The following is a 21,128-nucleotide window of genomic DNA, read 5'->3' as shown; positions in this document are numbered from 1 at the left end:
AAGCTATGGACTTACCTTGATAATATAATTCAAAAGCTTTCTCAATACCGTTGGCTAGTCAACATCATTGTACATTTTCCAGAAGAACCCTTAATGACTTTAATACTCTAGGGCTCATAATCTTCCCTTTAAATACTACCGTATCATTCTCCATTATTGGAGTAAGGTCAAACGAATACTCCCTAGAGTTTTGTAATTCATAGTCTCCAAATTCATCAAGGAGGTTATCAGTAAAGTAGAGTTTATACCACATTTCAAATGCGGCGAAATCCATTTCTTTTTCTATAACATCTGCATTTTCCTTGAGATTTTGTACCCAATTCCAAATAGTCTCTGACGATATGCTATTTCCAGTAAACTGATTGATAGCAGCTAAAAATACATAAATGTGTAAAAGTTCTTTATGGTTAACAACCACCAAATCCACATATTCTTTTGGCGTAATTTTCTTCAAAAATTCTTCACTAACATTTAAAAGTTCGTAATCATTAGTTTTAAAATCCACATTCTTCATATAGCTTTTGAATATATTTTTTATTACCGCAGGCTGTATTTCAGATAACATCTCTAAGGGATTGAGCCGGTTTAATTGCCATTGGTCATTTTCTTTTTCACCCACTTTATCTACTTCAGTCGGAGTTAGATATCCGCCAACTGTCAACATTTCGACCGGTTGCACCCCCAGTACCCCTGCAATGTTATTGAGGACCTCGGCAGACGGTTTTTCTCTTTTACCTGTTTCAAGAGTAGAGAGATATGTAAATGAAATACCTGCCTCCTTACTTACTTGTTTTAACGTCATGTTTGCTTCTTTACGCTTTTGACGAATAAACTTTCCCATTTCATTGACCATGATAATCCCCTCCTAGGTTAATAATATTGAAAATTAGTCCATTAGTCAAATAAAATATTGACATTAGTCAAAATATGTTTTATATTTGACTTAAGTTCGACTGACAGTAAAATTAAAAAGGAGGGATTCCATCATGAAAATTTATCCAACACTGGATTCTACAAAAGGACAATTAACAGCAAAGGAGCTATCGGTTCATTTGGGAATGAGTTGGAACAGTATTCAAAAATACTTTTTTCACTTAGATAACTTTCCAAAAAAGAAAATCGGAAACAAGTGGTACTTCCATAAAGAATTGCTGGATGCATTTCTTAAAGAATATCATTCTGACGTTGCTTAATAAAAAGACAAATTGGGAGGAAGATAAAAATGGCTTCAATAACAAAAAGAGGTGATAAATGGGCTTATTCAGTAAGTATGGGAATGAATCCACTAACAAAGAAACAAAGTCAAATGACGAGAAGTGGATTTTTCACCAAGAAAGACGCGATAAAAGCGGCAAAAAAAATCGAGTACAAACTCCATGTAGAAGGAGGAAGACTCACAAATGAACGAAATAAGTTTTCAGAAGTGGTTGAAGACTGGCTTATTTTATATGAGCAAGAAGTCAAACCTGGCACACTCAGAATTCGAAAGAAAGCTTTGGATAAGGTGCTTCCTATTTGGGGAAGCACCAACATTTCCACTATTGACCACAGAGCCTATCAAAGCTTAATTACCGACCTTTCAGCAAGAGGTTATTCCAGAAACTATGTGGAAAGTATTCATAATTCAATTTCTCTCATATTCAAGTTTGCAAAGAAACAGAATCTCATTTTCGATATTCCTTGCATGGGTGTGAAATTTAGAAAAGAGTACCACTCTGAGGAAGACAAATTAGAGAACTTTCTGGAACGTGATAAGCTAAGCGAATTTCTTGAAATCGCAAAAAAAAGCAAGTTTGAGGATGACTACATCATTTTCTTAACGTTGTCGTTGACTGGTCTTCGTATCGGCGAGCTTTTGGCATTGAGATGGCAGGATGTTAATTTGGACAAGAAGTTTTTAAGGGTAAGACATACCTTATACAACCCAAATAATAATCAAAATGAATATGCACTCAACAGTCCGAAGACAAAGAAATCAAATCGCGTAATTCCATTGGCTAATAAATTACAAAAAGCACTTATTGCATACAAAAGGTATGTTGATTCTCACTTCAAAATACAATCCGGAACAGATTTCGTATTTTTCAGCGGCGATTACAAACCATTAACACATACAGCAGCCCGAAATCGTCTCTTATCACTTATGAAGAGTTGGAAATATGACAAGAAAATCACTCTTCATTCGTTTAGACATACGTTTACGTCGCTGCTAATAGAAGATAATTTTTCTATCTTAGACGTTTCTAATCTACTAGGACATGCGGATACTTCTATTACAATTAAAGTATACACTCATATTACTCAACCTAAGAAATTAGAGTTGCAACGTTCCTTGAGTAAGTTTGCAAATAAACTTTAGAAATGAACTGTCTATAAGTTTATCTTTCAAACAACATCCAAAAACCGTCCTCAACCTGAGAACGGTTTTTCAATATATCTGGCATTTAACTATAGTCGCTTTAATCTAACCAAATACCTGCACGCCTTAGTGCTGCTCTACTTTCTGCTCTTAACCTTGTACGTAAATCATCGATATTTACTGTAGTAGGTTTGTAATTCGGATTTATAGGCGGTCTCTTTCTCTTCTTTATCTTTTTATCAACTTTTGTTGAAGTTCCAGGTTCCTTATCTGCCATTTCTTCTTGCTTACTTGAAGTTTCGGGTTGCTTCTCCATTCGATTCGCTCCTATCTCCAGTATCTGTATTCAATATATTGAATCAGTCTTTCATCTTCGTATTTCATAGGTGCTTGAGTTCGGTCAAATTTGATGTAAGTCGGTCGACGATTCGGATTTCGTGGAGGTACAATTCTCCGCTTCTTTTCTACCTTTTTCTCCATCCCTCCACCAATTTTCTTTTTTGTATTATATGAGCACGTTTTTAAAATAAAAATTTCACAGACTCTGGTTGCAACATACTCTGGTATTCATTTCAAAGATGCTCAAATTCAGATAGAAAATTAAACTTCAGGAGATGATACTAAATGAGAAGAAGAGATTTTTTCCTTACATTTGAAACTGAAAGTCATGAAGAATTTAACAGAATACTGGACCTCTATTTGAAAATGGAAGAGGCTATTGGAAACCCTGACCGAATTGCTTTTGGAATGGAACACGAGAAAATCGATTTAAGAAATGAGGCTAATGAAATAACAGGTTTCGAATTAACAGGAAAAACTATCATTCGTATTGACATTTATAAAGATGAGCTTATTGAGAGGAAAAAGAAATAACTTCGTATAATTTAAAACACTTCACCTTCTTTTCCTATTCTCACTCCTTGAAGACTTTTACATTACTCACTACGGTAGTGGTCGAGAACTATTGGTGGAATATAAACGGTTACAAGCTTCTCTTTATCTTCAAGAAAACCAGCATTACTTATCGAAAAGCCTGAGAGCAAACTATACGCATAGTAGTCACCGTTCTCTACGTATTCCGCTAGCCTCACTAGTCGTTCAGATAAGAGTTTGTAGTTCTCTTTATTAGCTTCTTCATAAACTTGAGTTATTAAACTTCCTAACGTAAACTGTATTCTTCCTGAAAATAAGAAAGTTTCATCTTTGTGATTCATCGCAGCTTTAAATAATTCGAACTCTTCATCCGATAATCCTGAAAATATTTTTCTCAATTCTTTGAAGATGTGTTTCTGTGATGAATTTTTACTCATTATTATTACTTCCCTTCCAAAGTGAGTGTATTTATTAACATACAAGTAAGATAAAAAATTTCTATTTGAACTGCTTAGTATCCGGTTACTTAAATCTATATGCCCTTGAAATTACACCTCAACCTTTTCCTTATTAACAACAAAAAAGGCTTTGACTATAGTCAACAAACTTCTCTTTTTTTAAAAAGAAGAAGTTGCACTTAGTCAAAGCCTTTTAAATTTCTGTTGTTATTTTAAGTGTACAAGGTGTCTTAACGGAATGTCAATTGTCTAATGAAGTTTGAAATGAACAAAGAAACTCACTTTCATTGCCAACATGAGAATAGCATCCTGTTCAGCCTATTTTTCACTTTTAGAATGATTTCATCTCATCGACTTCTCGTAGTTATCTACTGCACTCTAAAGAAAATACCGGCTAGCTAGTCTGTTCAAAAGCTATACACGTTATTAACTTCAAGGTCATGTAGGAAACAAAAGTACTCCATTAAAATAAATCTGGTCTTAGTTGTGCAAAGTAATATGGGCGTTTTTCTATAAATTTAACCGCTTCATAGTCACTCAAGTCTTTAGTTTTCCTATCTTCAAATCGTTCATTTTCTTTTCCGTCGAAGAATTTCCCAGTAGTGATTCTCGTTAACTCAATAGTCCCATGGGATACACTAATTTCATCTTGATAACTATTTTTACTGTAACCAGTAGTATAAGGTTGATACGTATGATTTAGTCCATCAAATTCTCCCGCTTTAAGGGCATCTAAAACCGCTTCCCTTTTCATTTAACCATTCCCTCCTGACACCAATGTGTCTAATAATTAGATTCACAGTAACTCTACCTTAAATTGAGTCGAAGTGGCTCTACTTCTCACTTCTCAAATCTTTATAAGCCACTTTAGCGACAACTTCCATGACCGCTTGATAAAAGTCAGAGTCGTGGAACAACTTCTCGAATGATTTCATCGACTTCTCGTAGTTATCCAATGCACTCTTGTGGAAGAAATCCGGGAAAATACTTTGTTCAAAGATTTGCGAATCATTGTTCTTAGCTGATTTCTTGAGTTTCTGGTCATTCTTCACGGCACGATACAGAGCTTCGATAATAACCCGGTCACCATCACTGAATTCACCTTGGAACTTATCGTTTACTCTTTCGATAATCGTCTCCAGCAGTTCATCTTCCTCAACCGGTTTCACAGCTGTATCCATTTCTTTTGGATTCTTCAGTACGCTATCAACCGTGTTCGGATTTAATGTAATGTCTCCCTTAAATGTCTCCTTCAGCTTAAAATACTCCAACTTCAACTTATCTTCAATACTAATGTCTCTTGAGACCGTCTTCGGGATGAACTTATCCAAATATGAAGTAAAGACGTATTCCTGATGTAATTCCTTATCAAACATTCGAGCTACCTGGATAATATAGGCATACCATTTGTTAAAGTTACGCAATGAAATCCGAAAATCATATTGTTCATCTTCGCTCATGTCTGCATATCGATTTAGAACCGGTTTGAGCAAGCTTGTCATCTCTCCCAGCTCTTTATCTCCTTGCTTTCCTTTTTTGTAGTATATCTTGAGGAATTTTGCTATATCCTCGTCATTATATAGCTGATAGTTCCGGATTTTTGTCCGTATGTCATAGATTCGGTTTACATCAATGGCTTCATCCAAGGAAGTTGCTTCGTAATAAGGAGCAAAAGACGCCTGAATATCCTCTGTTTTATTTACGAAATCCAATATAAAGGTGTCCTCTTTGCCGATATGCGTTCGATTCAGTCGGGAAAGGGTCTGGACAGCCTTAACGCCGGAAAGCTTCTTATCAACAAACATGGTATGTAGCAAAGGTTCGTCAAATCCAGTCTGGTACTTCTCCGCAACAATCAGCACATTGAAATCATCTGTCCGGAATTCGTTTTTGAGCTGGTTCTCTGATATGCTGCTACCATCTTTTGTTTTGTTCATACCGGTCTCCCGATACTCAATACCTCCATCATTTACAACGCCAGAGAAAGCGATGAGGATATCCAAACTGTCTCCATAGCCTTTTGCATCGATGTACCGCTTAAACTCGTGGTAATAGCGGACAGCGTGCAACCGGGATGCCGTAACAACCATCGCTTTTGCTTTTCCGCCAATCTTGTTTGTTGTGATGTCCCGAAACTGCTCAATCATGATAGCTGTTTTCTGCTGCAAGTTGTGTGGGTGCAGCTCCTGGAACCGGCGGATGGCTTTGACGCCTTTGCTTGTCGGAACTTCTGGATTATCCGGAGTATCCTTTGCAATACGATAAGACGTTTCATAGGTCATGTAGTTCTTGAGTACATCAAGAATAAACCCTTCTTCAATGGCCTGACGCATACTGTAGACGTGAAATGGTCGATAGGAACCATCAGATTGACGCTTCCCGAACATTTCGAGCGTCTTCTCCTTCGGTGTTGCGGTAAAGGAGAAGAAACTCAAGTTATTGTGTCTTCCATGGCTTAACAACTCTTTTACCAATTTATCTTCCGCATCTACCAGGTTAGCTTCGGCGATGCCTTCGACTTCCGCATATTCACGCAAAGCTTCTTCTGTATCTGCCAGAGCGCTCCGGAGCTTCTTGGCACTGTCTCCAGTTTGGGACGAGTGGGCTTCATCGACAATGACCGCAAAACGTCTTCCTTTGTTATCTTCAACGTCTTCGTAAATGACCGGGAATTTCTGTAGTGTCGTAATAATAATTTTCTTGCCATCATTAATAGCGTTCTTCAAGTCCTGAGAACTCTTATCTTCGCCGATAGTTTCAACGACGCCTGTTGTGTGGTCAAACCCTGATATCGTAGCCTGTAATTGGTTGTCTAATACCTTTCTGTCGGTAACGACAATGACCGACGTGAAAACGGGCAGGTCATCGATGCCATGCAGACTAGATAATCGGTACGCAAGCCAGGCGATGCTGTTGGACTTGCCGGAGCCAGCACTGTGTTGAATAAGGTAATTGTCGCCACTGCCGTTAATGCGAACATCGGCTACCAATTTTTTAACGACATCGAGCTGATGGAATCGTGGGAAAATCAAGCGCCCTTTCTTGTTATCACCTTCGAGGTGCATGAATCGTTGAAGAATGTCCATAAGGACGTCTTTATGTAGAATCTCTTCCCACAAATAAGCCGTGGCATATCCTTCTTCATTCACCGGATTCCCAGCTCCTCCTACTTCTCCCGCTCCGTTCGAACCTTGGTTAAAGGGTAGGAAATAGGTTTCGTTGCCCTCAAGCTTCGTCGTCATCCACGCTTCGTATAAATCGACCGCAAAGTAGACGAGGAATCGTTTGTTGAACTGGAAGCATAGCTCTCGCTCGTCACGGTCGTACATGAATTGCTTCTTTGCATTGTCGACACTCTGCCCTTTGGCTTGGTTTTTCAACTCCATTGCCACAATCGGAATCCCGTTCAGAGAAATCACCAAGTCAATCGTATTCCGGTTATGCGAAGAATAAGCAAACTGCCGAGTATACGTCAGCCGGTTCTGGTTATAGGCATTGATAACATCTGAGTTCTTACTCGACTCCGGACGGAACGAGGCAATCTTGAGCCATGTCCCCCGGTCACGGATACCATTACGCAAAACATATAGTAATCCGTTCGTGTTAATTTCCTGATTCAAGCGCTTGAACAACTTATCCCGTGCATCGCTTTGATACGTCCGGATGTACTTTCCCCATTCTTTTTCCTGCGTTGCTTCGATATAGGCAATCAATTCATTGATGTTGATAGCTTTCTCTTTTTCATACCCAGACATATCTCTTTTTTCATATCCGCCTCTATTTAATAGAAAGGATTCGATATCTTCTTCAAAACGCTTTTCAGTGTCTTGGAAAACAGTCATTTAAAGAACCTCCTTTTTCCCAGTGATGTACTCGTAGATTAAGGACTTCTTATAAGTTTCAAACTCTTTTATAAGCCTTATCTTATCCTTAATTATGCTGTCGATATACGAGCATTTTTCATCAAGGTACTTAGAAATTTCTAATTGTTCTTTTTGCGGAATTAATAGGAATGGAGCATTTTTATAATCGTCTGTAACTATTCCATATCTAGTGATGCCATTTGCTTTTAAAGAAAACCATTCTCTTAAATAATTGCTCCCAAAAGCATACTTTTCATATTCTAAGACCATATTTACTTTTGGTCTAAATCGCATTAAATGATATCCCATAAGAGTGCTCAATAAGTTTTCTTCCACAACTGTTGAATGTCCTATATCATCTGGAGTTTCTGAAGAACTTGTAAATAGAACATCTCCTTTTAAAAGATTAGCCTTCTCCGCTTTTTCTTCTGTAGCACTAATAATAAGATAATCATCGTTGTTACTAATTTGTTTTAATGAGTTATAATATACGTCTGTGTAATGCACGGATTTATACAATTTTTCATTATCTCTAATTTTTTTATCTACTCCAGCGCTATATAAACTGCCCACTTCTTTCAATTTTTTAATTTCCCAATGACCAGGAATTTCCCCAATCCATTCAATTCCACTATCTTTCATGTCTATATTCTTATTAAGACCTTTTTTAATCGTTTCATTAATCAAAGATTTTTTATACTTCTTAAATTCATCAATAGACTGCTTAGTATCCTCTAAAAGCGAATCAATTTTCGATAATTTTTCATTGAGAAAATTATAACAACTCCAAAATCGCTATCTGTTAATGTGTTCCTCAAACTTTTTGTTAAATGCAACAGAACCTTATTATTATCTAAATAATTGAGATAATAATCATAGAATTCTGGACTATTATCACCTTTTAGAACATATTGGCTATATGCTGGACTTGTTAATCCATCATCTTTAATTAAGCCGATACATCGAGGTGTAACATCAATATCAAATAAACATAACAACAAGTTTCCCTTCTTAACTATTTGATAACCATTAAAAGAGGCAGGCATTTTTCCTTTAGGATTCTCTAAATCTCGTACAATAACACCTTTCATGGTTAGTGATAAAATATTTTGATTAGTATATTGTGGACACAGTTCCTTTTTTTTATACATGACAGTTTTAAATTTAACTGTCTCCCAAGTTTCAGGAATAGCTCCAATCCATTTCACTCCGCTATCTTTCAACGGTCTAGTCATCAATTTCAACCTCCTGTCCAGATAGAGCTTCGAAAGATTTGACGATATTCTCTTCTAATTCCTTTATTCTAAGAGCTATCTCTTCGGTTCTTTCAGGTTCAACATACCTATAAAACAGCCGAGTAAATGGAATCTCATAGCCAACTTTAGTTTTTGATTTATCTATCCAAGAATTTGAATTGAAAGGCTTAATTTCTCGCTCGAAATAGCTATCTATATCTTCCGTTAGAGGTATATCTTCTGTATCTCTATATTCAACATCTGATATTAGTTTTCCATTCTTTTTAACTAAATTACCATTCTCGTCTTTCAGTGGAGATTCTATAGTGACTTTATTAAAACCAAAATCTATATTATCCATTATTTTAGACTCTAGAGTTTGCGCACCTAAAGTATATTCTTTATTGGAAAAATCTCCATAGGATTTTACTATTACCTCTCTACAAGCATTTGAAATATCGTTACGTTTGCTTCCGATTGCTTTCCGACGTTTTTCATACATTTTTGAAGCATCGATAAGTTGCACTTTTCCTTTTCGATGATTTGGCTTGTCTTTCGAAATCACCCATATATATGTTGAAATTCCAGTATTGTAGAAAGAATCACTTGGCAATTGTACAATCGCATCCAACCAGTCATTTTCAATAATATACCGGCGAATCTCGCTTTCTCCACTTTCGGCTGCTCCACTGAATAAAGCAGAACCATTATGAATAATTGCCATTCTTCCTGTATCTTTTAACTTTTTAATCCCGTTCAGCATAAATAATAATTGACCATCGGATTTTCTTGGTAACCCTACACCGAATCTTCCATTTTCTCCTAAGTCATGTTCTTCTTTAACTTTTTTGTAATCGGACTTCCAATCAACACCAAATGGTGGATTACTTATACAATAATCGAAGGTGTACCCCATGAAATGGTCATTTGTCAAAGTATTCCCCATTTTCATATTATCGGGATTTCCACCCTTAATAATCATGTCAGCTTTCGCGATAGCATAAGTTTGAGGATTGATTTCTTGACCAAATGTCGTAACTTCAGCAGTGCTATCCAATAACTTCAGTCGCTCTTCCATAGCTCCCAACATCTGAGATGTACCCATTGTCTGGTCATAAACAGTTTTAACAACGCCTTCTTCAATCAATTCATCTTTCTCTTCAGACAACAAAATATCTGTCATTAGATAAATGATGTCACGACTTGTAAAGTGAGCTCCCGCTTCTTCGTTGTAACTTTCGGAGAAACGCTTGACTAAATCTTCGAATACATAACCCATGTCTGTTGAGGTGATGACATCAGCTCCCATATAACCTTTGACCGTATTGAATTCTTGAATAATATGGAACAGCTTTCCATTCTTTGAAAGCTTCGTGATGTGGTTGTCCATCTCGAAGTTCTGCAGTACGTCCTGCACGTTTTCTGAAAATCCGTTAAGGTATGCCCTGAAGTTTTCCTCAATATGTTCTGAATCGGCGAGTAAGGAATCGAATGTGAATTGACTTGTATTATAGAAAATATGACCAGCCGCTCGTTGCAAGAACCCGTCCTTTACTGCGAATGTTTCATACTTTTCAGCCGCTTCTAATACTCTGTCTCTAGTAGGTAGTAACGTATCATGAAATCTTTTTATTACAGTCATTGGTAAAATGACCTCACCATATTCGTGAGGCTTATAAAGTCCACGCAAAATATCAGCGATGTTCCAAATTAATGCCGACTTTTCTTGAACGTTGAAATTGGTCTGAATGTTTCTGTCTATTGTATTCATTTTGAAATTCCCCCATGAGATATATTTTCTATTCTAACAATCATAAGTTTGACAAAAGGCTTGCAAAAAAATTACCTTTTATACTGTTAGTATAATACTAATATTTGTCTGTCGACAGGTAAAAAAGCAACTCTTTTCCAAACCTATGAGCAAACTATGAGCATTTACAATATTTCAAGCAAAATCAAAAGAGAGAAACCCTTGATACACAAGGATTTCTCTCTTAATTTGTTGGCTATTCTTACATCATGCCGCCCATGCCACCCATATCAGGCATGCCGCCGCCAGCTGGTGCTGGTTCTGGCAGGTCTGCTACGACTGCTTCAGTTGTTAGGAACATAGCTGCAACAGATGCTGCGTTTTGCAGTGCAGAACGCGTCACTTTCGTTGGGTCTACAATGCCTTGTTCAAGCATGTTGACCCATTCGCCTGTTGCCGCGTTGTAGCCGATGCCGACTTCTTCTGTTTTCAGGCGGTGAACGATGATCGAGCCTTCAAGGCCAGCGTTCGTTGCGATTTGGCGAACCGGCTCTTCAAGTGCACGGAGCACGATGTTGATGCCTGTCGCGACGTCGCCTTCTTGTTCTGTCGCAATTTGCGCCACTTGGTTGTAGACATTGATAAGCGCTGTACCGCCGCCTGCCACGATGCCTTCTTCAACCGCTGCGCGTGTTGCGTTCAATGCGTCTTCGATGCGCAATTTACGCTCTTTCAATTCTGTTTCAGTTGCTGCGCCGACTTTGATGACTGCTACGCCGCCAGCAAGTTTCGCGAGGCGCTCCTGCAGTTTTTCGCGGTCGAATTCAGAAGTCGTTTCTTCCAGTTGGCTGCGGATTTGCGCCACGCGAGCGATGATTTTCTCGGAATCGCCATTGCCTTCAACGATCGTCGTATTGTCTTTAGAGACAACGACTTTCGCTGCGCGTCCAAGTTGAGCGATGTTTGTGGATTTCAAGTCAAGACCGAGGTCTTCTGTGATCACTTCAGCGCCAGTGAGTGCAGCAATGTCTTCGAGCATCGCTTTTCTGCGGTCGCCGAATCCAGGAGCTTTGACAGCCACTGCGTTGAATGTGCCGCGCAATTTGTTCACGACAAGTGTTGCCAATGCTTCGCCTTCAACATCTTCAGAGATGATGAGTAGCGGTTTGCTTTGCTGGACGACTTGCTCAAGCACTGGAAGGATTTCCTGGATATTGCCGATTTTCTTGTCAGTGACAAGGATGAACGGGTTTTCAAGAACCGCTTCCATTTTATCGGAATCTGTCACCATGTATGGAGACTGGTAGCCGCGGTCGAATTGCATCCCTTCCACAACGTCAAGTTCCGTCGTGAAGCCGCGTGATTCTTCCAAAGTGATGACGCCATCGTTGCCGACGCGCTCCATTGCTTCTGCGATCAATTTGCCGACTTCCTCGTCGCCAGAAGAAATCGCCGCTACTTGCGCGATCGATTCTTTGCCTTCGATTTGTTGGGAAATAGATTGCAATCCAGTAACCGCGCTTTCCACAGCAAGTTCGATGCCGCGGCGGATGCCGACAGGGTTTGCGCCAGCTGTGACGTTCTTCAAGCCTTCGCGAATCATCGCTTGTGCAAGAACCGTCGCAGTCGTTGTACCGTCACCTGCAATATCGTTCGTTTTGGAAGCAACTTCCGCCACGAGTTTTGCGCCCATGTTTTCAAACGCGTTTTCAAGCTCGATTTCTTTAGCGATCGTTACGCCATCGTTTGTAATAAGCGGCGTGCCGAATTTCTTCTCAAGCACGACATTGCGCCCTTTTGGCCCAAGCGTTACTTTGACTGCGTCCGCTAATTTATCTACACCTTGCAGCATCAAGCTGCGTGCATCTTCACTGAACTTAATATCTTTTGCCATGATTCGGTTCCTCCTATTAAATAGAATTTATGCTTATTTAGCCGACGATCGCAAGGATGTCGTTTTCACGTAAAATTAAGTATTCTTTGCCTTCGTATTTCAATTCTGTGCCCGCATATTTCGAAAAGACGACGCGGTCTCCTTCAGTTACGTCCAGCTCTGTGCGCTGTCCATTTTCACGGATAAGTCCATTCCCTACCGCAATCACTTTGCCTTCCTGCGGTTTTTCCTGCGCCGATCCTGGCAAGACGATTCCGCTAGATGTCTTTTCTTCCACTTCGACGAGCTCAATGATGACACGATCTCCTAATGGTCTTAACAATTGAAACACCCTCCTCAAATTAAATAGCTTCTAGTCGCTTAGCACTCTCAACCTCTGAGTGCTAACCCATAGATAAGTTTAATAAAATCTTCAGTTAATTGCAAGCAGAAACCCTAGACCGTTTTGAATTCTTTGCGCCTTTTTCCGTTAAGCCCTACAATAAAAGGAGCACGTGAAAAGAAAGGAATTTGACTACATGACCTCAACCGATAAAACCGCCTCTCCCTCGAAAGCGAAAGGGTATAAGCGCAAAAACATGCGTACGCCGCTCCTGGTCCTGCTCGTCTTCGTAGCCGTTCAGCTCATGCCGATCCTCTTTATCGGCCCGACGCTCGGCTATTTCCGCGACCAAGGGCTTGACGATGCCACAGCTCGCGCTTCGACGTCTGGCTGGCTGATCTTCCTGACAATGGGCGTCGGCTTTCTCGTCACGATGGCTCTCATCTTGCGCGACCGCAACTTCTTCAATATTTGGAAAGGCAGAAAATCGAGCCTTCCCGCGGCAATCGGCTGGGGCGTCCTCGGCTTTCTGTTATTGATCATCGGCCAATCGATCGCTGCCATGATCGAAATGGCAATCGGCATCGACCCGGGATCCGCCAATACCCAGACGCTTGTCCGAATCGCTGAAGTCGTGCCGTACGCGATCATCGCGGTCGTCCTGTTCGGCCCGATACTCGAAGAACTCGTCTTCCGCAGAGTCGTTTTCGGCTCATTAAATCAGACGATGAACTTCTGGATCGCCACGGCCATCTCGGCACTCGTCTTCGCGCTCGTCCATCTCGAGTTTACCCACCTCTTGCTTTATTTTACCACCGGACTGATCCTGGCTGCCCTCTACCAGCGGACCAAGCGCATCCTTACACCGATCATCGCGCACATCCTGCTGAACGGCTACGTCATGCTCATCCAACTCAATATGGACAAAATCGAAACCTTCATCAAACAAATGGAAAACCTGCAATAACCAAAAAGTACCGTATTTTTCTTTGAAATGCGGGACAGAATATACGCTTTATGTATTTCGTCCACGCACTCGAAACAGACATAGCCATTTCACCGAGCAGTGAACATATCACCTCACTTCTTCGGAAAATAATAAGTACTAGTGAAAGGACAAATCAAAATAAACGAGCCATACATTATTTCACCATTTGATGTAAGAGGGCGACGAAATCTATTACTGCTACAAACTTAGAGATGAAGCGGATGGCGGTGACGCCTGGGTGATTAGCGGGTTTGAGAGACCCCGCAGGCAATGATTAAGCGAAGCATCGCTGAGCCTAATCATTTGCGATGCTCGAACGCAGTGAGAGTTGAGCACATGTTTTGCGACGAGGAGGCTCGATTCCCGCCACCCGGCAAGCATCCGCCAGGAGCGCAATCTCCTGCCCCCATCCCATTTTCATTCCAAACAAAAAAACCTCCCGCCATCATTTCGGCGGAAGGTCTTCTGTCTGTTCTGCAATTGCCTGCTGCTGTTCTGCCCGCAGGAACTTGCGATATCCGATGCGCGCAATGACCACACTGAATTCATACAACAAGATCAGCGGCAATGTCACAATCATATGGGAAATAATATCCGGCGGCGTAATGAACGCGGCGATCGTCACCAGCGCCAAATACGCATACTTCCGGTACTTCGTCATCATCATCGGCGTCAAAATACCGAGACGCGTCAAAAACAGCATCAATACCGGCAGCTGGAAGATAAAGCCGAACGGCAAAGTAATTTGGAACAAAAATTGGAAATACTCATTGATCCCAATCGTCTCCTGGATATCCAGGTTCTCCGAAATATTGAGCATGAACCCAATGACATACGGGAACAGCACCAAATAGGAAAACGCAATCCCGCCGATAAACAACGACAAGGAAAACGGGATATACCCAAGCGTCACTTTTCGCTCCCTGTCAGAGAGTCCCGGGCTGATGAATGCCCAAAATTGGTACATGATCAATGGCGACGTGATAATCAATGCCAAAATCATCATAACCTGCATATATATCTTAATCGGATCGGTTATCTTGAACGCGTTCAGCGTCAGATTCCGCGCCTCTTCACTGAACTGCAAATAGCGGATCAGCGGCTCGGCGAGGAAGAATCCCGCAATAAGCGCGAACAGAAAGAAAACGACTATCAAGGTCAGCCGTTTTCTGAGTTCACCTATATGTTCAACTACCGTCATTTCATTTTGTTGGTTCATCGGACAAACATCCTATCGTGTTACTTGTGCTCGTCTTTCTTGTCTAGATCGTTTTTCTTCGCTGTTTCGACTTTCTTGTCATCTTCATCGTCATCAGCCAATCCTTTTGTCGCGTTTTTGAATTCGCGCAAGGAAGAACCGAATGCTTTACCTAGTTCCGGCAATTTTTTCGGGCCGAAAATCAGCAAGGCGACAATCCCGATGATGATTAAACTTAGTGGACCTGGAGCCATATCAGACACCTCCTGTAGTATGCTTCTAGTGTACATGAAACACGGCCTTTTGGCTATTTGCAATGGCCGTTCAAATGTGAAGGTTTTATGTTAATCATGCTTGATCTGATAGATCAAAGTCTGCAGTTCGACCGATAAATCAATCGTCTGGACACGGATATGTTCAGGCACGGAAATGCGTACTGGCGTGAAATTGAGTATGCCTTTAATGTCTGTCTGCGCGAGCCGGTCGGTGACATCTTGAGCCGACCGCGACGGCACCGTCAGAATGACCACTTCCACACCGTACTGCTTAATCTTCTCTTCAATCAAATCCGGGTGGTACGTATCGATGCCGCTGATCTGCTTCCCTTCATGGGGGCTGTTCGTATCAAAGGCGAGGATGATTTTCGTGTTGTGATTGCGGTGAAAATTGTATTTTAAAAATGCGCTGCCGAGGCTGCCGACACCGATCAAGGCGACATTCGTCGCTTCGTCCTGGTCAAGCGTCTTACGGAAAAATGCCAAGAGCTCCTGCACATCATAACCGTAACCTTTTTTGCCGAGTGCGCCAAGATGGGAAAAATCGCGGCGGATGGTCGCCGAATCGATTTTCATCGCTTCGCTCAACTCCTGCGAGGAAATGCGCTTTTGTCCAGCATTGGCAAAATTCTGGAGAAACCGGTAATACAAGGGCAGCCGCTTCGTTGTCGCTTGCGGGATTTTATGGGATTCGTCAAGCATGGGATCGCTTCCTTCTGAACTGTTGTCAAATCGTATCAATCTTACATGACAGGCCTTGATATGTAAAGGCTTGCGTAATTGCGAAGCGCACGCCCATCAGCTACACTTAAGAAGAATAGAGGTGACCCTAAATGATCGTATTGCAAGTCAATCAAATCCATAAATCATTCGGTGCCGAGGAAATCATCTCAGGCGCCAAACTCGAAGTCCAGCACCGTGACCGGGTCGCACTCGTCGGCCGCAACGGTGCCGGAAAATCCACATTATTGAAAATCATCGCCGGTGAAATGTCTTACGACAGCGGCGATTTGATTATGCCGAAAGATTTAAACGCCACCGTATGGCAGGAAATGATGAAGATCTTCGCCCATTTCCGGAACCAAGAAGCGAAGCTGCGCCAGCTCGAAGCGGCAATGGCTGATCCAGATGTCTACAACGATGCCGAACGCAATGCCAAGGTCATGCAAGAGTATGACCTTCTCCAGACCCATTTCAAAGATGCCGGCGGGTATCAGTTCGAAGCCGATACGCGCGCGGTCCTGCACGGCATGAAGTTCTATGCGGAAGACTACGAAAAGAAAATCACTTCTCTGTCAGGCGGCCAGAAAACCCGCCTTATGCTGGCGAAGCTCCTGCTCGCAAAGCCGCAGCTCTTGATTCTCGATGAGCCGACCAACCACTTGGACATCGAAACGCTGAGCTGGCTCGAAAATTATTTGAAGAATTACCCGGGCGCATTGCTCATCGTGTCGCATGACCGCTATTTCCTCGACCAAGTCGTCACGCTGGTTTACGAAGTGTCACGCAAGAAGGTCCGTAAATACACCGGCAACTACAGCCGTTATTTAAGCGAAAAAGCGAAACAATACGAACTCGATCGCAAGCATTACGAGAAAGAACAAAGCGAGAAAGCCAAGCTTGAAGACTATGTCGCCCGCAACCTGGTCCGTGCTTCGACGACGAAAATGGCGCAAAGCAGACGCCGTGTACTCGAGAAGACCGATTGGATGGAAGCTCCAGAAGGCGATGAAAAATCAGCACGCTTCGGCTTCGACATCCAAAAGCAAAGCGGCAACGATGTCTTGAACGTCCAAGCCTTGTCTGTCGGCTATGGCGACCAGCCGGTGTCGAACAACATCTCGCTAAAACTTTACCGCACCGACAGCCTCGCACTTGTCGGCCCGAACGGTGTCGGCAAATCGACGCTGCTCAAGACCATCATGAAAGAATTGCCGGCACTCGCAGGTGACATCCATTACGGCACCGGCATCCAATTCGGCTATTACGACCAGGAACAAGCGAACTTAAAGGGCAATAAGCTCGTCCTCAACGAATTATGGGACGACTACCCGCATGTAAATGAAAAAGACATCCGGGGCATCCTCGGACGCTTCTTATTCACCGGAGACGATGTCCTGAAGCCGGTATCGACTTTATCGGGCGGCGAAAAAGCGCGTGTGGCACTTGCTAAGCTCATGATGCAAAAAGCCAATGTCCTGCTGCTTGATGAGCCGACCAACCATTTGGACCTCGACAGCAAAGAAGTGTTGGAAAACGCCTTGATCGACTATCCCGGCACACTGTTATTCGTTTCCCACGACCGCTATTTCATGAACCGAATCGCCACAAAAGTGGTTGAACTGTCCCGTGACGGAACAACCGAGTATTTGGGCGATTACGATTACTATGTAGAGAAAAAACTCGAAACTGAAGAACTCGCGGCACTTGATGCACTCGAAGCAAAAGCGAAACAGCCAGAGACCCATGAAGAACTCGCGGCACTTGATGCACTCGAAGCAAAAGCGAAACAGCCAGAGACCCAAACGTCCGCCTCCACTTCGCAAATCGACAAGGAAGCCAAAAAACTCGAACGCCAGTTAGTAAGGAAAAACACCGAAATCGAACAAGCCATGGAATCTCTGGATGAAGAAATCGCAGCGATTGAAGAACAGCTATGCGAACCGGATATTTTCCAGGACCATGAACGCGTCATGCCGTTGCAATCACGTCTCGAAGAACTCAAGCACTCACATGAAGAAACCATGGCCGAATGGCTCGAACTACAAGAACAACTTGAAGAAATGAATTCCTGACCGCATACTGGGTATGCGGTTTTTCTTTTCACTACATATAGGTCAATACCATTTACCAAAATAAATATTTCCACAGATTTGTACACAATAGAAGAGTTGTAAAATCAACTATCAACAGAGTTACGAACATTATCCACAGACCTCTTTTCTTTTATCCACATAGTTTTCCACCTTCAACTCCACAATATATAGGAAATCCACTATTTATCGATAGGTTGTTAACAGCTTATTCACAAATTGTGCATAAGTACAAATGTTCTCTATTGACAGAAAATACATTTCTATGTCTTTGTAACATTTGGATATTATTCATAAAAAAAGAAGCATTACCGCAATTCTCAATAAATTGCGGTAATGCTTTCAGTTAAATCCATGAACTCAAAGGCATACCCGGGCGCCCATTCATGGCCATATCTCCTGTTAATCCTTTTTCGTACATAACCGTTCCAGCCGCTGCAATCATAGCTGCATTATCTGTACAAAGCGGAAGCGGCGGAATAAAGAAAGGAATACCCTCTTTTTCAAAAGTCTCAGTCAGCGATTGGCGCAAGCCTTTATTGGCTGCTACACCGCCGGCTGCAATCACTTGTTGAACGCCAAATTCCCTTGCTGCACGCAAAGTTTTGGCCGTTACAACTTCCACGACGCTGTTTTGGAATCCTGCGGCAACAGCTTCTGGTACTGGTGTTTCCCCGCGTTGCTTCATATTATGCATATAATTCAGCACAGATGATTTCAATCCGCTAAAACTGAAGTCATAGGATCCTTCTTCCAGCCAAACCCGCGGAAAATCGACTGCTTCCGCGCTTTGATGCGCCAACCGGTCGATATGCGGCCCTCCAGGATACGGCAAATTCAATGTCCGCGCCACTTTGTCGTAGGCTTCCCCTGCAGCATCATCCCTAGTTTCACCGATAACTGTAAAATCACCATGCTCTTTCATGAGAATCAACTCAGTATGCCCTCCAGAAATGACCAACGACAAAAGCGGAAACTCCATTTCCTGCTCTAATCGATTCGCATATATATGTCCCGCGATATGATGCACACCCACTAGCGGCAAGCTATGCGCAAACGCAAATGCCTTTGCTGCATTGACACCAACCAGCAATGCCCCTACTAGACCCGGCCCTTCTGTTACAGCCACCGCGGATAACTCAGCTGGCACCAAATTCGCCTGCTGCAAGGCTTCTTCAATCACAATCGTGATCTGCTCGACATGATGTCTCGATGCAATTTCCGGCACAACGCCACCGAAGCGCTTATGGCTCTCAATTTGCGATGCCACCACATTGGAGATGATTTCTGTCCCGTTTTTTACGACTGAAGCTGCTGTTTCGTCGCAACTCGTTTCTATTCCCAATACATAAATGTCTTTATTCATCGAAATTCACCCACATAACTATGGCATCTTCCTGATTATCCGTGTAATAACCTTTTCGGATGCCACCATTTTGAAATCCTAGTTTCCTATATAAATTAAGCGCAGCTACATTGCTAACACGTGCTTCTAATGTCATCAATTTCGCACCTTGTGCTTTTGCAGTTTCTATTGCCTCTTTCATTAATGCTTCCCCAAACTTCTTGCCCCGTTCTTTGGGTGAGATGGCGATATTCGTAATATGTGCTTCGTCCATGACAAGCCACATGCCACAGTAACCGACGACTCCTTCTTGCGTTTCAGCCAACACATAATAAGCAAATTCGTTTTTCAGCATCTCTTGCTCAAACGCCTCTTTTGTCCAGGCTAGCGTAAACGATTGTTTTTCAATTTCATAAACTTCATTTACATCATGTATGGTCATTTTCCGGAATGTCACTAATTCGCTCATCGGCTTTTTCCTTCATCCGTTTTTGCAAGATTCGCTTCCGCTTCTGTAATCCGGCGATATTCAGGAACCGTGTGGTGTACTTCTTTCGCTTCTTCAGTCGTTGACAAAGCAATCAAATTCGATGCTCTTGGCAGTCTATTTTGGTACGGTGCAAAATAGGCCAAGTCCCCAAGTACCTCCTCAATCACTGTCCGGTGAATCTCAAGGTCAACTCCCGTAAACAAAACAGGTTGTCCATGTGTACGGACTTGTTCCAAAAACGTCTTGAAGTCACTATGGCGATCTGAAAGGACCGTTGATAGCTGACGCCCATCATAAAGTGCAGTAAAAGCGGTACCGCGTCTTGCATCCATCACAGGGCAAATCAGACCATTAAATCCCTGCCCGTTCGCTGCAAGAACCTTCAAACTCGATACAGTGGTCAACGGAATTTTCAACGACCACGCGAGAATTTTCGCGATTGTCAGGCCAATTCGAACCCCTGTATAGGATCCAGGTCCTTCTGCAACAACAATTCGTGTTAAATCACCCGGAGCAATTTTCGCTTTTTTCATCAAATCCTCTACTGCAGGCATAGCAGTTAAAGAATGATTGATCTTTAGATTTTGAGTTTCTTCTATTAATACTGTATCGTCTTTCACCAAAGCGATAGCTAGCGGCGAATTCGACGTATCGATTCCTAAAATCATTGCATTAGCTCCCTGCATAAGTTTTCGTAACGGACACCATGCGGCTGAAACTCCACTTCACGCCCTTCTTCAGACAAGCGGCGAATGACAATGTCCAAGCGTTCCTCCGGCAAATAATCCTCGATGAACTGAGCCCATTCAATTACTGACACAGCTTCTTCTGCAAACAATTCATCAAAACCAATATCTTCATCACTATTTTCCAATCGGTATACATCAAAATGATTCAGATTTAATCGGCCTTCATATTGCTTGAGGATAGTGAAAGTCGGGCTATTGACCGTTCGTTCGATTCCGAGCCCTTTGGCTAATCCCTTAGTAAAAGTCGTCTTGCCTGCCCCTAAGTCACCTTCCAGTGTTAGGAGATCTTGAGCCTGTAAAAGCAAAGCCAATCGAATGGCAAGTTTCTCTGTCTGTTCCGGCGATTGCACTGTAATCGTAAAGCTCATGTCTCTTCACCTCGTTTGAGTCTTTTCATAGTTTAGCGGAGATAGCCGTCCAAATCAAAATATATTGTTTCCATAGAAAAAGAGCACAGCGGGTTCGCTGTGCTCACTTTTTGGAATGACGGTCCCGACCGGGATCGAACCGGCGATC

At 42.2% G+C, this 21,128-nt stretch carries 22 protein-coding genes; 5 read left to right on the top strand and 17 right to left on the bottom strand.

Annotated elements, in window-relative coordinates; all coding sequences use genetic code 11:
• Positions 1 to 64: 64 nt before the first annotated feature.
• Positions 65 to 853: a helix-turn-helix domain-containing protein gene (locus ON064_RS03035; protein WP_274623559.1), complete on the bottom strand. Its 789-nt coding sequence runs from the start codon at positions 851 to 853 to the stop codon at positions 65 to 67.
• Positions 854 to 986: 133 nt separating this feature from the next.
• Here ON064_RS03035 and ON064_RS03030 point away from each other — a divergent pair, with 133 nt between their 5' ends.
• Together ON064_RS03030 and ON064_RS03025 are read left to right on the top strand one after the other, a co-directional pair.
• Positions 987 to 1,193, top strand: a complete 207-nt coding sequence (locus ON064_RS03030; RefSeq protein ID WP_274623558.1) for a helix-turn-helix domain-containing protein — start codon at positions 987 to 989, stop codon at positions 1,191 to 1,193.
• Between the two features lie 29 nt (positions 1,194 to 1,222).
• Positions 1,223 to 2,359: a tyrosine-type recombinase/integrase gene (locus ON064_RS03025; protein ID WP_274623557.1), complete on the top strand. Its 1,137-nt coding sequence runs from the start codon at positions 1,223 to 1,225 to the stop codon at positions 2,357 to 2,359.
• 100 nt (positions 2,360 to 2,459) lie between these two features.
• Here the strand turns inward: ON064_RS03025 and ON064_RS03020 are convergent, their stop codons facing one another.
• Positions 2,460 to 2,675, bottom strand: coding sequence for a hypothetical protein (locus ON064_RS03020; protein ID WP_274623556.1), 216 nt, complete (start codon positions 2,673 to 2,675; stop codon positions 2,460 to 2,462).
• Between the two features lie 308 nt (positions 2,676 to 2,983).
• Between ON064_RS03020 and ON064_RS03015 the strand changes: the two genes are divergently transcribed.
• Positions 2,984 to 3,232 carry a hypothetical protein gene (locus ON064_RS03015; RefSeq protein ID WP_274623555.1) on the top strand — a complete coding sequence of 83 codons (249 nt, stop codon included), beginning with the start codon at positions 2,984 to 2,986 and terminating at the stop codon, positions 3,230 to 3,232.
• A 62-nt stretch (positions 3,233 to 3,294) separates the two neighbouring features.
• Here the strand turns inward: ON064_RS03015 and ON064_RS03010 are convergent, their stop codons facing one another.
• The 8 genes from ON064_RS03010 to groES all read right to left on the bottom strand — a co-directional run bounded on the left by ON064_RS03010 (position 3,295) and on the right by groES (position 12,754).
• Positions 3,295 to 3,669 (bottom strand): hypothetical protein, encoded by a 375-nt coding sequence (locus ON064_RS03010; RefSeq protein ID WP_274623554.1) that lies wholly within the window; start codon positions 3,667 to 3,669, stop codon positions 3,295 to 3,297.
• Positions 3,670 to 4,153: 484 nt separating this feature from the next.
• A complete protein-coding gene (locus tag ON064_RS03005) occupies positions 4,154 to 4,444 on the bottom strand; it encodes a hypothetical protein (protein ID WP_274623553.1) in 291 nt (96 codons plus the stop codon).
• Between the two features lie 79 nt (positions 4,445 to 4,523).
• Entirely contained in the window at positions 4,524 to 7,532 is a 3,009-nt protein-coding gene (locus tag ON064_RS03000; protein ID WP_274623552.1) for a type I restriction endonuclease subunit R, read from the bottom strand.
• Positions 7,533 to 8,240: a restriction endonuclease subunit S domain-containing protein gene (locus tag ON064_RS02995; RefSeq protein ID WP_274623551.1), complete on the bottom strand. Its 708-nt coding sequence runs from the start codon at positions 8,238 to 8,240 to the stop codon at positions 7,533 to 7,535.
• Between the two features lie 47 nt (positions 8,241 to 8,287).
• Positions 8,288 to 8,788, bottom strand: a complete 501-nt coding sequence (locus ON064_RS02990; RefSeq protein WP_274623550.1) for a hypothetical protein — start codon at positions 8,786 to 8,788, stop codon at positions 8,288 to 8,290.
• Positions 8,781 to 10,559, bottom strand: a complete 1,779-nt coding sequence (locus ON064_RS02985; RefSeq protein ID WP_274623549.1) for a type I restriction-modification system subunit M — start codon at positions 10,557 to 10,559, stop codon at positions 8,781 to 8,783. Before ON064_RS02985 ends, ON064_RS02990 begins: the two co-directional genes overlap by 8 nt.
• A 241-nt stretch (positions 10,560 to 10,800) precedes the next feature.
• Positions 10,801 to 12,432: a chaperonin GroEL gene (gene groL, locus ON064_RS02980; protein WP_121300307.1), complete on the bottom strand. Its 1,632-nt coding sequence runs from the start codon at positions 12,430 to 12,432 to the stop codon at positions 10,801 to 10,803.
• A gap of 37 nt (positions 12,433 to 12,469) precedes the next feature.
• Entirely contained in the window at positions 12,470 to 12,754 is a 285-nt protein-coding gene (gene groES, locus ON064_RS02975; RefSeq protein WP_274623548.1) for a co-chaperone GroES, read from the bottom strand.
• Positions 12,755 to 12,950: 196 nt separating this feature from the next.
• Here groES and ON064_RS02970 point away from each other — a divergent pair, with 196 nt between their 5' ends.
• The gene (locus tag ON064_RS02970) at positions 12,951 to 13,721 is read left to right on the top strand and encodes a CPBP family intramembrane glutamic endopeptidase (RefSeq protein ID WP_274623547.1); all 771 of its coding nucleotides are present in this window, start codon (positions 12,951 to 12,953) and stop codon (positions 13,719 to 13,721) included.
• Positions 13,722 to 14,187: 466 nt separating this feature from the next.
• On the opposite strand, the gene tatC is transcribed toward ON064_RS02970, so the two are convergent.
• The 3 genes from tatC to ON064_RS02955 form a co-directional block, all read right to left on the bottom strand.
• Positions 14,188 to 14,961, bottom strand: a complete 774-nt coding sequence (tatC, locus tag ON064_RS02965) for a twin-arginine translocase subunit TatC (protein WP_274623546.1) — start codon at positions 14,959 to 14,961, stop codon at positions 14,188 to 14,190.
• A 20-nt stretch (positions 14,962 to 14,981) separates the two neighbouring features.
• Complete coding sequence (locus ON064_RS02960; protein ID WP_121300304.1) at positions 14,982 to 15,194, bottom strand: twin-arginine translocase TatA/TatE family subunit; 213 nt, start codon at positions 15,192 to 15,194, stop codon at positions 14,982 to 14,984.
• A 90-nt stretch (positions 15,195 to 15,284) separates the two neighbouring features.
• On the bottom strand, positions 15,285 to 15,917 hold the full coding sequence (locus tag ON064_RS02955; protein ID WP_274623545.1) for a redox-sensing transcriptional repressor Rex: 633 nt from the start codon (positions 15,915 to 15,917) through the stop codon (positions 15,285 to 15,287).
• A gap of 131 nt (positions 15,918 to 16,048) precedes the next feature.
• Between ON064_RS02955 and ON064_RS02950 the strand changes: the two genes are divergently transcribed.
• The gene (locus ON064_RS02950; RefSeq protein WP_274623544.1) at positions 16,049 to 18,010 is read left to right on the top strand and encodes an ABC-F family ATP-binding cassette domain-containing protein; all 1,962 of its coding nucleotides are present in this window, start codon (positions 16,049 to 16,051) and stop codon (positions 18,008 to 18,010) included.
• A 364-nt stretch (positions 18,011 to 18,374) separates the two neighbouring features.
• Here the strand turns inward: ON064_RS02950 and tsaD are convergent, their stop codons facing one another.
• Genes tsaD through tsaE form a run of 4 tightly spaced genes read right to left on the bottom strand, consistent with a single transcriptional unit; the run spans position 18,375 to position 20,980 of the window.
• Positions 18,375 to 19,394, bottom strand: a complete 1,020-nt coding sequence (gene tsaD / locus ON064_RS02945) for a tRNA (adenosine(37)-N6)-threonylcarbamoyltransferase complex transferase subunit TsaD (protein WP_274623543.1) — start codon at positions 19,392 to 19,394, stop codon at positions 18,375 to 18,377.
• Positions 19,387 to 19,842, bottom strand: coding sequence for a ribosomal protein S18-alanine N-acetyltransferase (rimI, locus tag ON064_RS02940; RefSeq protein WP_274623542.1), 456 nt, complete (start codon positions 19,840 to 19,842; stop codon positions 19,387 to 19,389). Before rimI ends, tsaD begins: the two co-directional genes overlap by 8 nt.
• Positions 19,839 to 20,531, bottom strand: coding sequence for a tRNA (adenosine(37)-N6)-threonylcarbamoyltransferase complex dimerization subunit type 1 TsaB (gene tsaB / locus ON064_RS02935; protein WP_274623541.1), 693 nt, complete (start codon positions 20,529 to 20,531; stop codon positions 19,839 to 19,841). The genes rimI and tsaB overlap by 4 nt, the downstream gene beginning before the upstream one ends.
• On the bottom strand, positions 20,528 to 20,980 hold the full coding sequence (tsaE, locus tag ON064_RS02930; protein WP_274623540.1) for a tRNA (adenosine(37)-N6)-threonylcarbamoyltransferase complex ATPase subunit type 1 TsaE: 453 nt from the start codon (positions 20,978 to 20,980) through the stop codon (positions 20,528 to 20,530). Before tsaE ends, tsaB begins: the two co-directional genes overlap by 4 nt.
• Positions 20,981 to 21,128: the final 148 nt, after the last annotated feature.

Source organism: Planococcus sp. A6 (genome assembly GCF_028823615.1).
Lineage (GTDB): Bacteria > Bacillota > Bacilli > Bacillales_A > Planococcaceae > Planococcus.
This window is presented reverse-complemented; position numbering and strand designations above follow the sequence as displayed.

Excerpts from the sequence above, each read along its gene's own strand:
- ON064_RS03005 (WP_274623553.1), bottom strand. The coding sequence starts at position 4,444 with ATGAAAAGGGAAGCGGTTTTAGATGCCCTTAAAGCGGGAGAATTTGAT.
- ON064_RS02955 (WP_274623545.1), bottom strand. The coding sequence starts at position 15,917 with ATGCTTGACGAATCCCATAAAATCCCGCAAGCGACAACGAAGCGGCTG.
- rimI (WP_274623542.1), bottom strand. The coding sequence starts at position 19,842 with ATGAGCGAATTAGTGACATTCCGGAAAATGACCATACATGATGTAAAT.
- ON064_RS02990 (WP_274623550.1), bottom strand. The coding sequence starts at position 8,788 with ATGACTAGACCGTTGAAAGATAGCGGAGTGAAATGGATTGGAGCTATT.
- groL (WP_121300307.1), bottom strand. The coding sequence starts at position 12,432 with ATGGCAAAAGATATTAAGTTCAGTGAAGATGCACGCAGCTTGATGCTG.
- ON064_RS03015 (WP_274623555.1), top strand. The coding sequence starts at position 2,984 with ATGAGAAGAAGAGATTTTTTCCTTACATTTGAAACTGAAAGTCATGAA.
- tatC (WP_274623546.1), bottom strand. The coding sequence starts at position 14,961 with ATGAACCAACAAAATGAAATGACGGTAGTTGAACATATAGGTGAACTC.
- ON064_RS02985 (WP_274623549.1), bottom strand. The coding sequence starts at position 10,559 with ATGAATACAATAGACAGAAACATTCAGACCAATTTCAACGTTCAAGAA.
- ON064_RS03025 (WP_274623557.1), top strand. The coding sequence starts at position 1,223 with ATGGCTTCAATAACAAAAAGAGGTGATAAATGGGCTTATTCAGTAAGT.
- ON064_RS03035 (WP_274623559.1), bottom strand. The coding sequence starts at position 853 with ATGGTCAATGAAATGGGAAAGTTTATTCGTCAAAAGCGTAAAGAAGCA.
- tsaE (WP_274623540.1), bottom strand. The coding sequence starts at position 20,980 with ATGAGCTTTACGATTACAGTGCAATCGCCGGAACAGACAGAGAAACTT.
- tsaD (WP_274623543.1), bottom strand. The coding sequence starts at position 19,394 with ATGAATAAAGACATTTATGTATTGGGAATAGAAACGAGTTGCGACGAA.
- ON064_RS03020 (WP_274623556.1), bottom strand. The coding sequence starts at position 2,675 with ATGGAGAAGCAACCCGAAACTTCAAGTAAGCAAGAAGAAATGGCAGAT.
- ON064_RS03000 (WP_274623552.1), bottom strand. The coding sequence starts at position 7,532 with ATGACTGTTTTCCAAGACACTGAAAAGCGTTTTGAAGAAGATATCGAA.
- tsaB (WP_274623541.1), bottom strand. The coding sequence starts at position 20,531 with ATGATTTTAGGAATCGATACGTCGAATTCGCCGCTAGCTATCGCTTTG.
- ON064_RS02950 (WP_274623544.1), top strand. The coding sequence starts at position 16,049 with ATGATCGTATTGCAAGTCAATCAAATCCATAAATCATTCGGTGCCGAG.
- ON064_RS03010 (WP_274623554.1), bottom strand. The coding sequence starts at position 3,669 with ATGAGTAAAAATTCATCACAGAAACACATCTTCAAAGAATTGAGAAAA.
- ON064_RS03030 (WP_274623558.1), top strand. The coding sequence starts at position 987 with ATGAAAATTTATCCAACACTGGATTCTACAAAAGGACAATTAACAGCA.
- ON064_RS02960 (WP_121300304.1), bottom strand. The coding sequence starts at position 15,194 with ATGGCTCCAGGTCCACTAAGTTTAATCATCATCGGGATTGTCGCCTTG.
- ON064_RS02970 (WP_274623547.1), top strand. The coding sequence starts at position 12,951 with ATGACCTCAACCGATAAAACCGCCTCTCCCTCGAAAGCGAAAGGGTAT.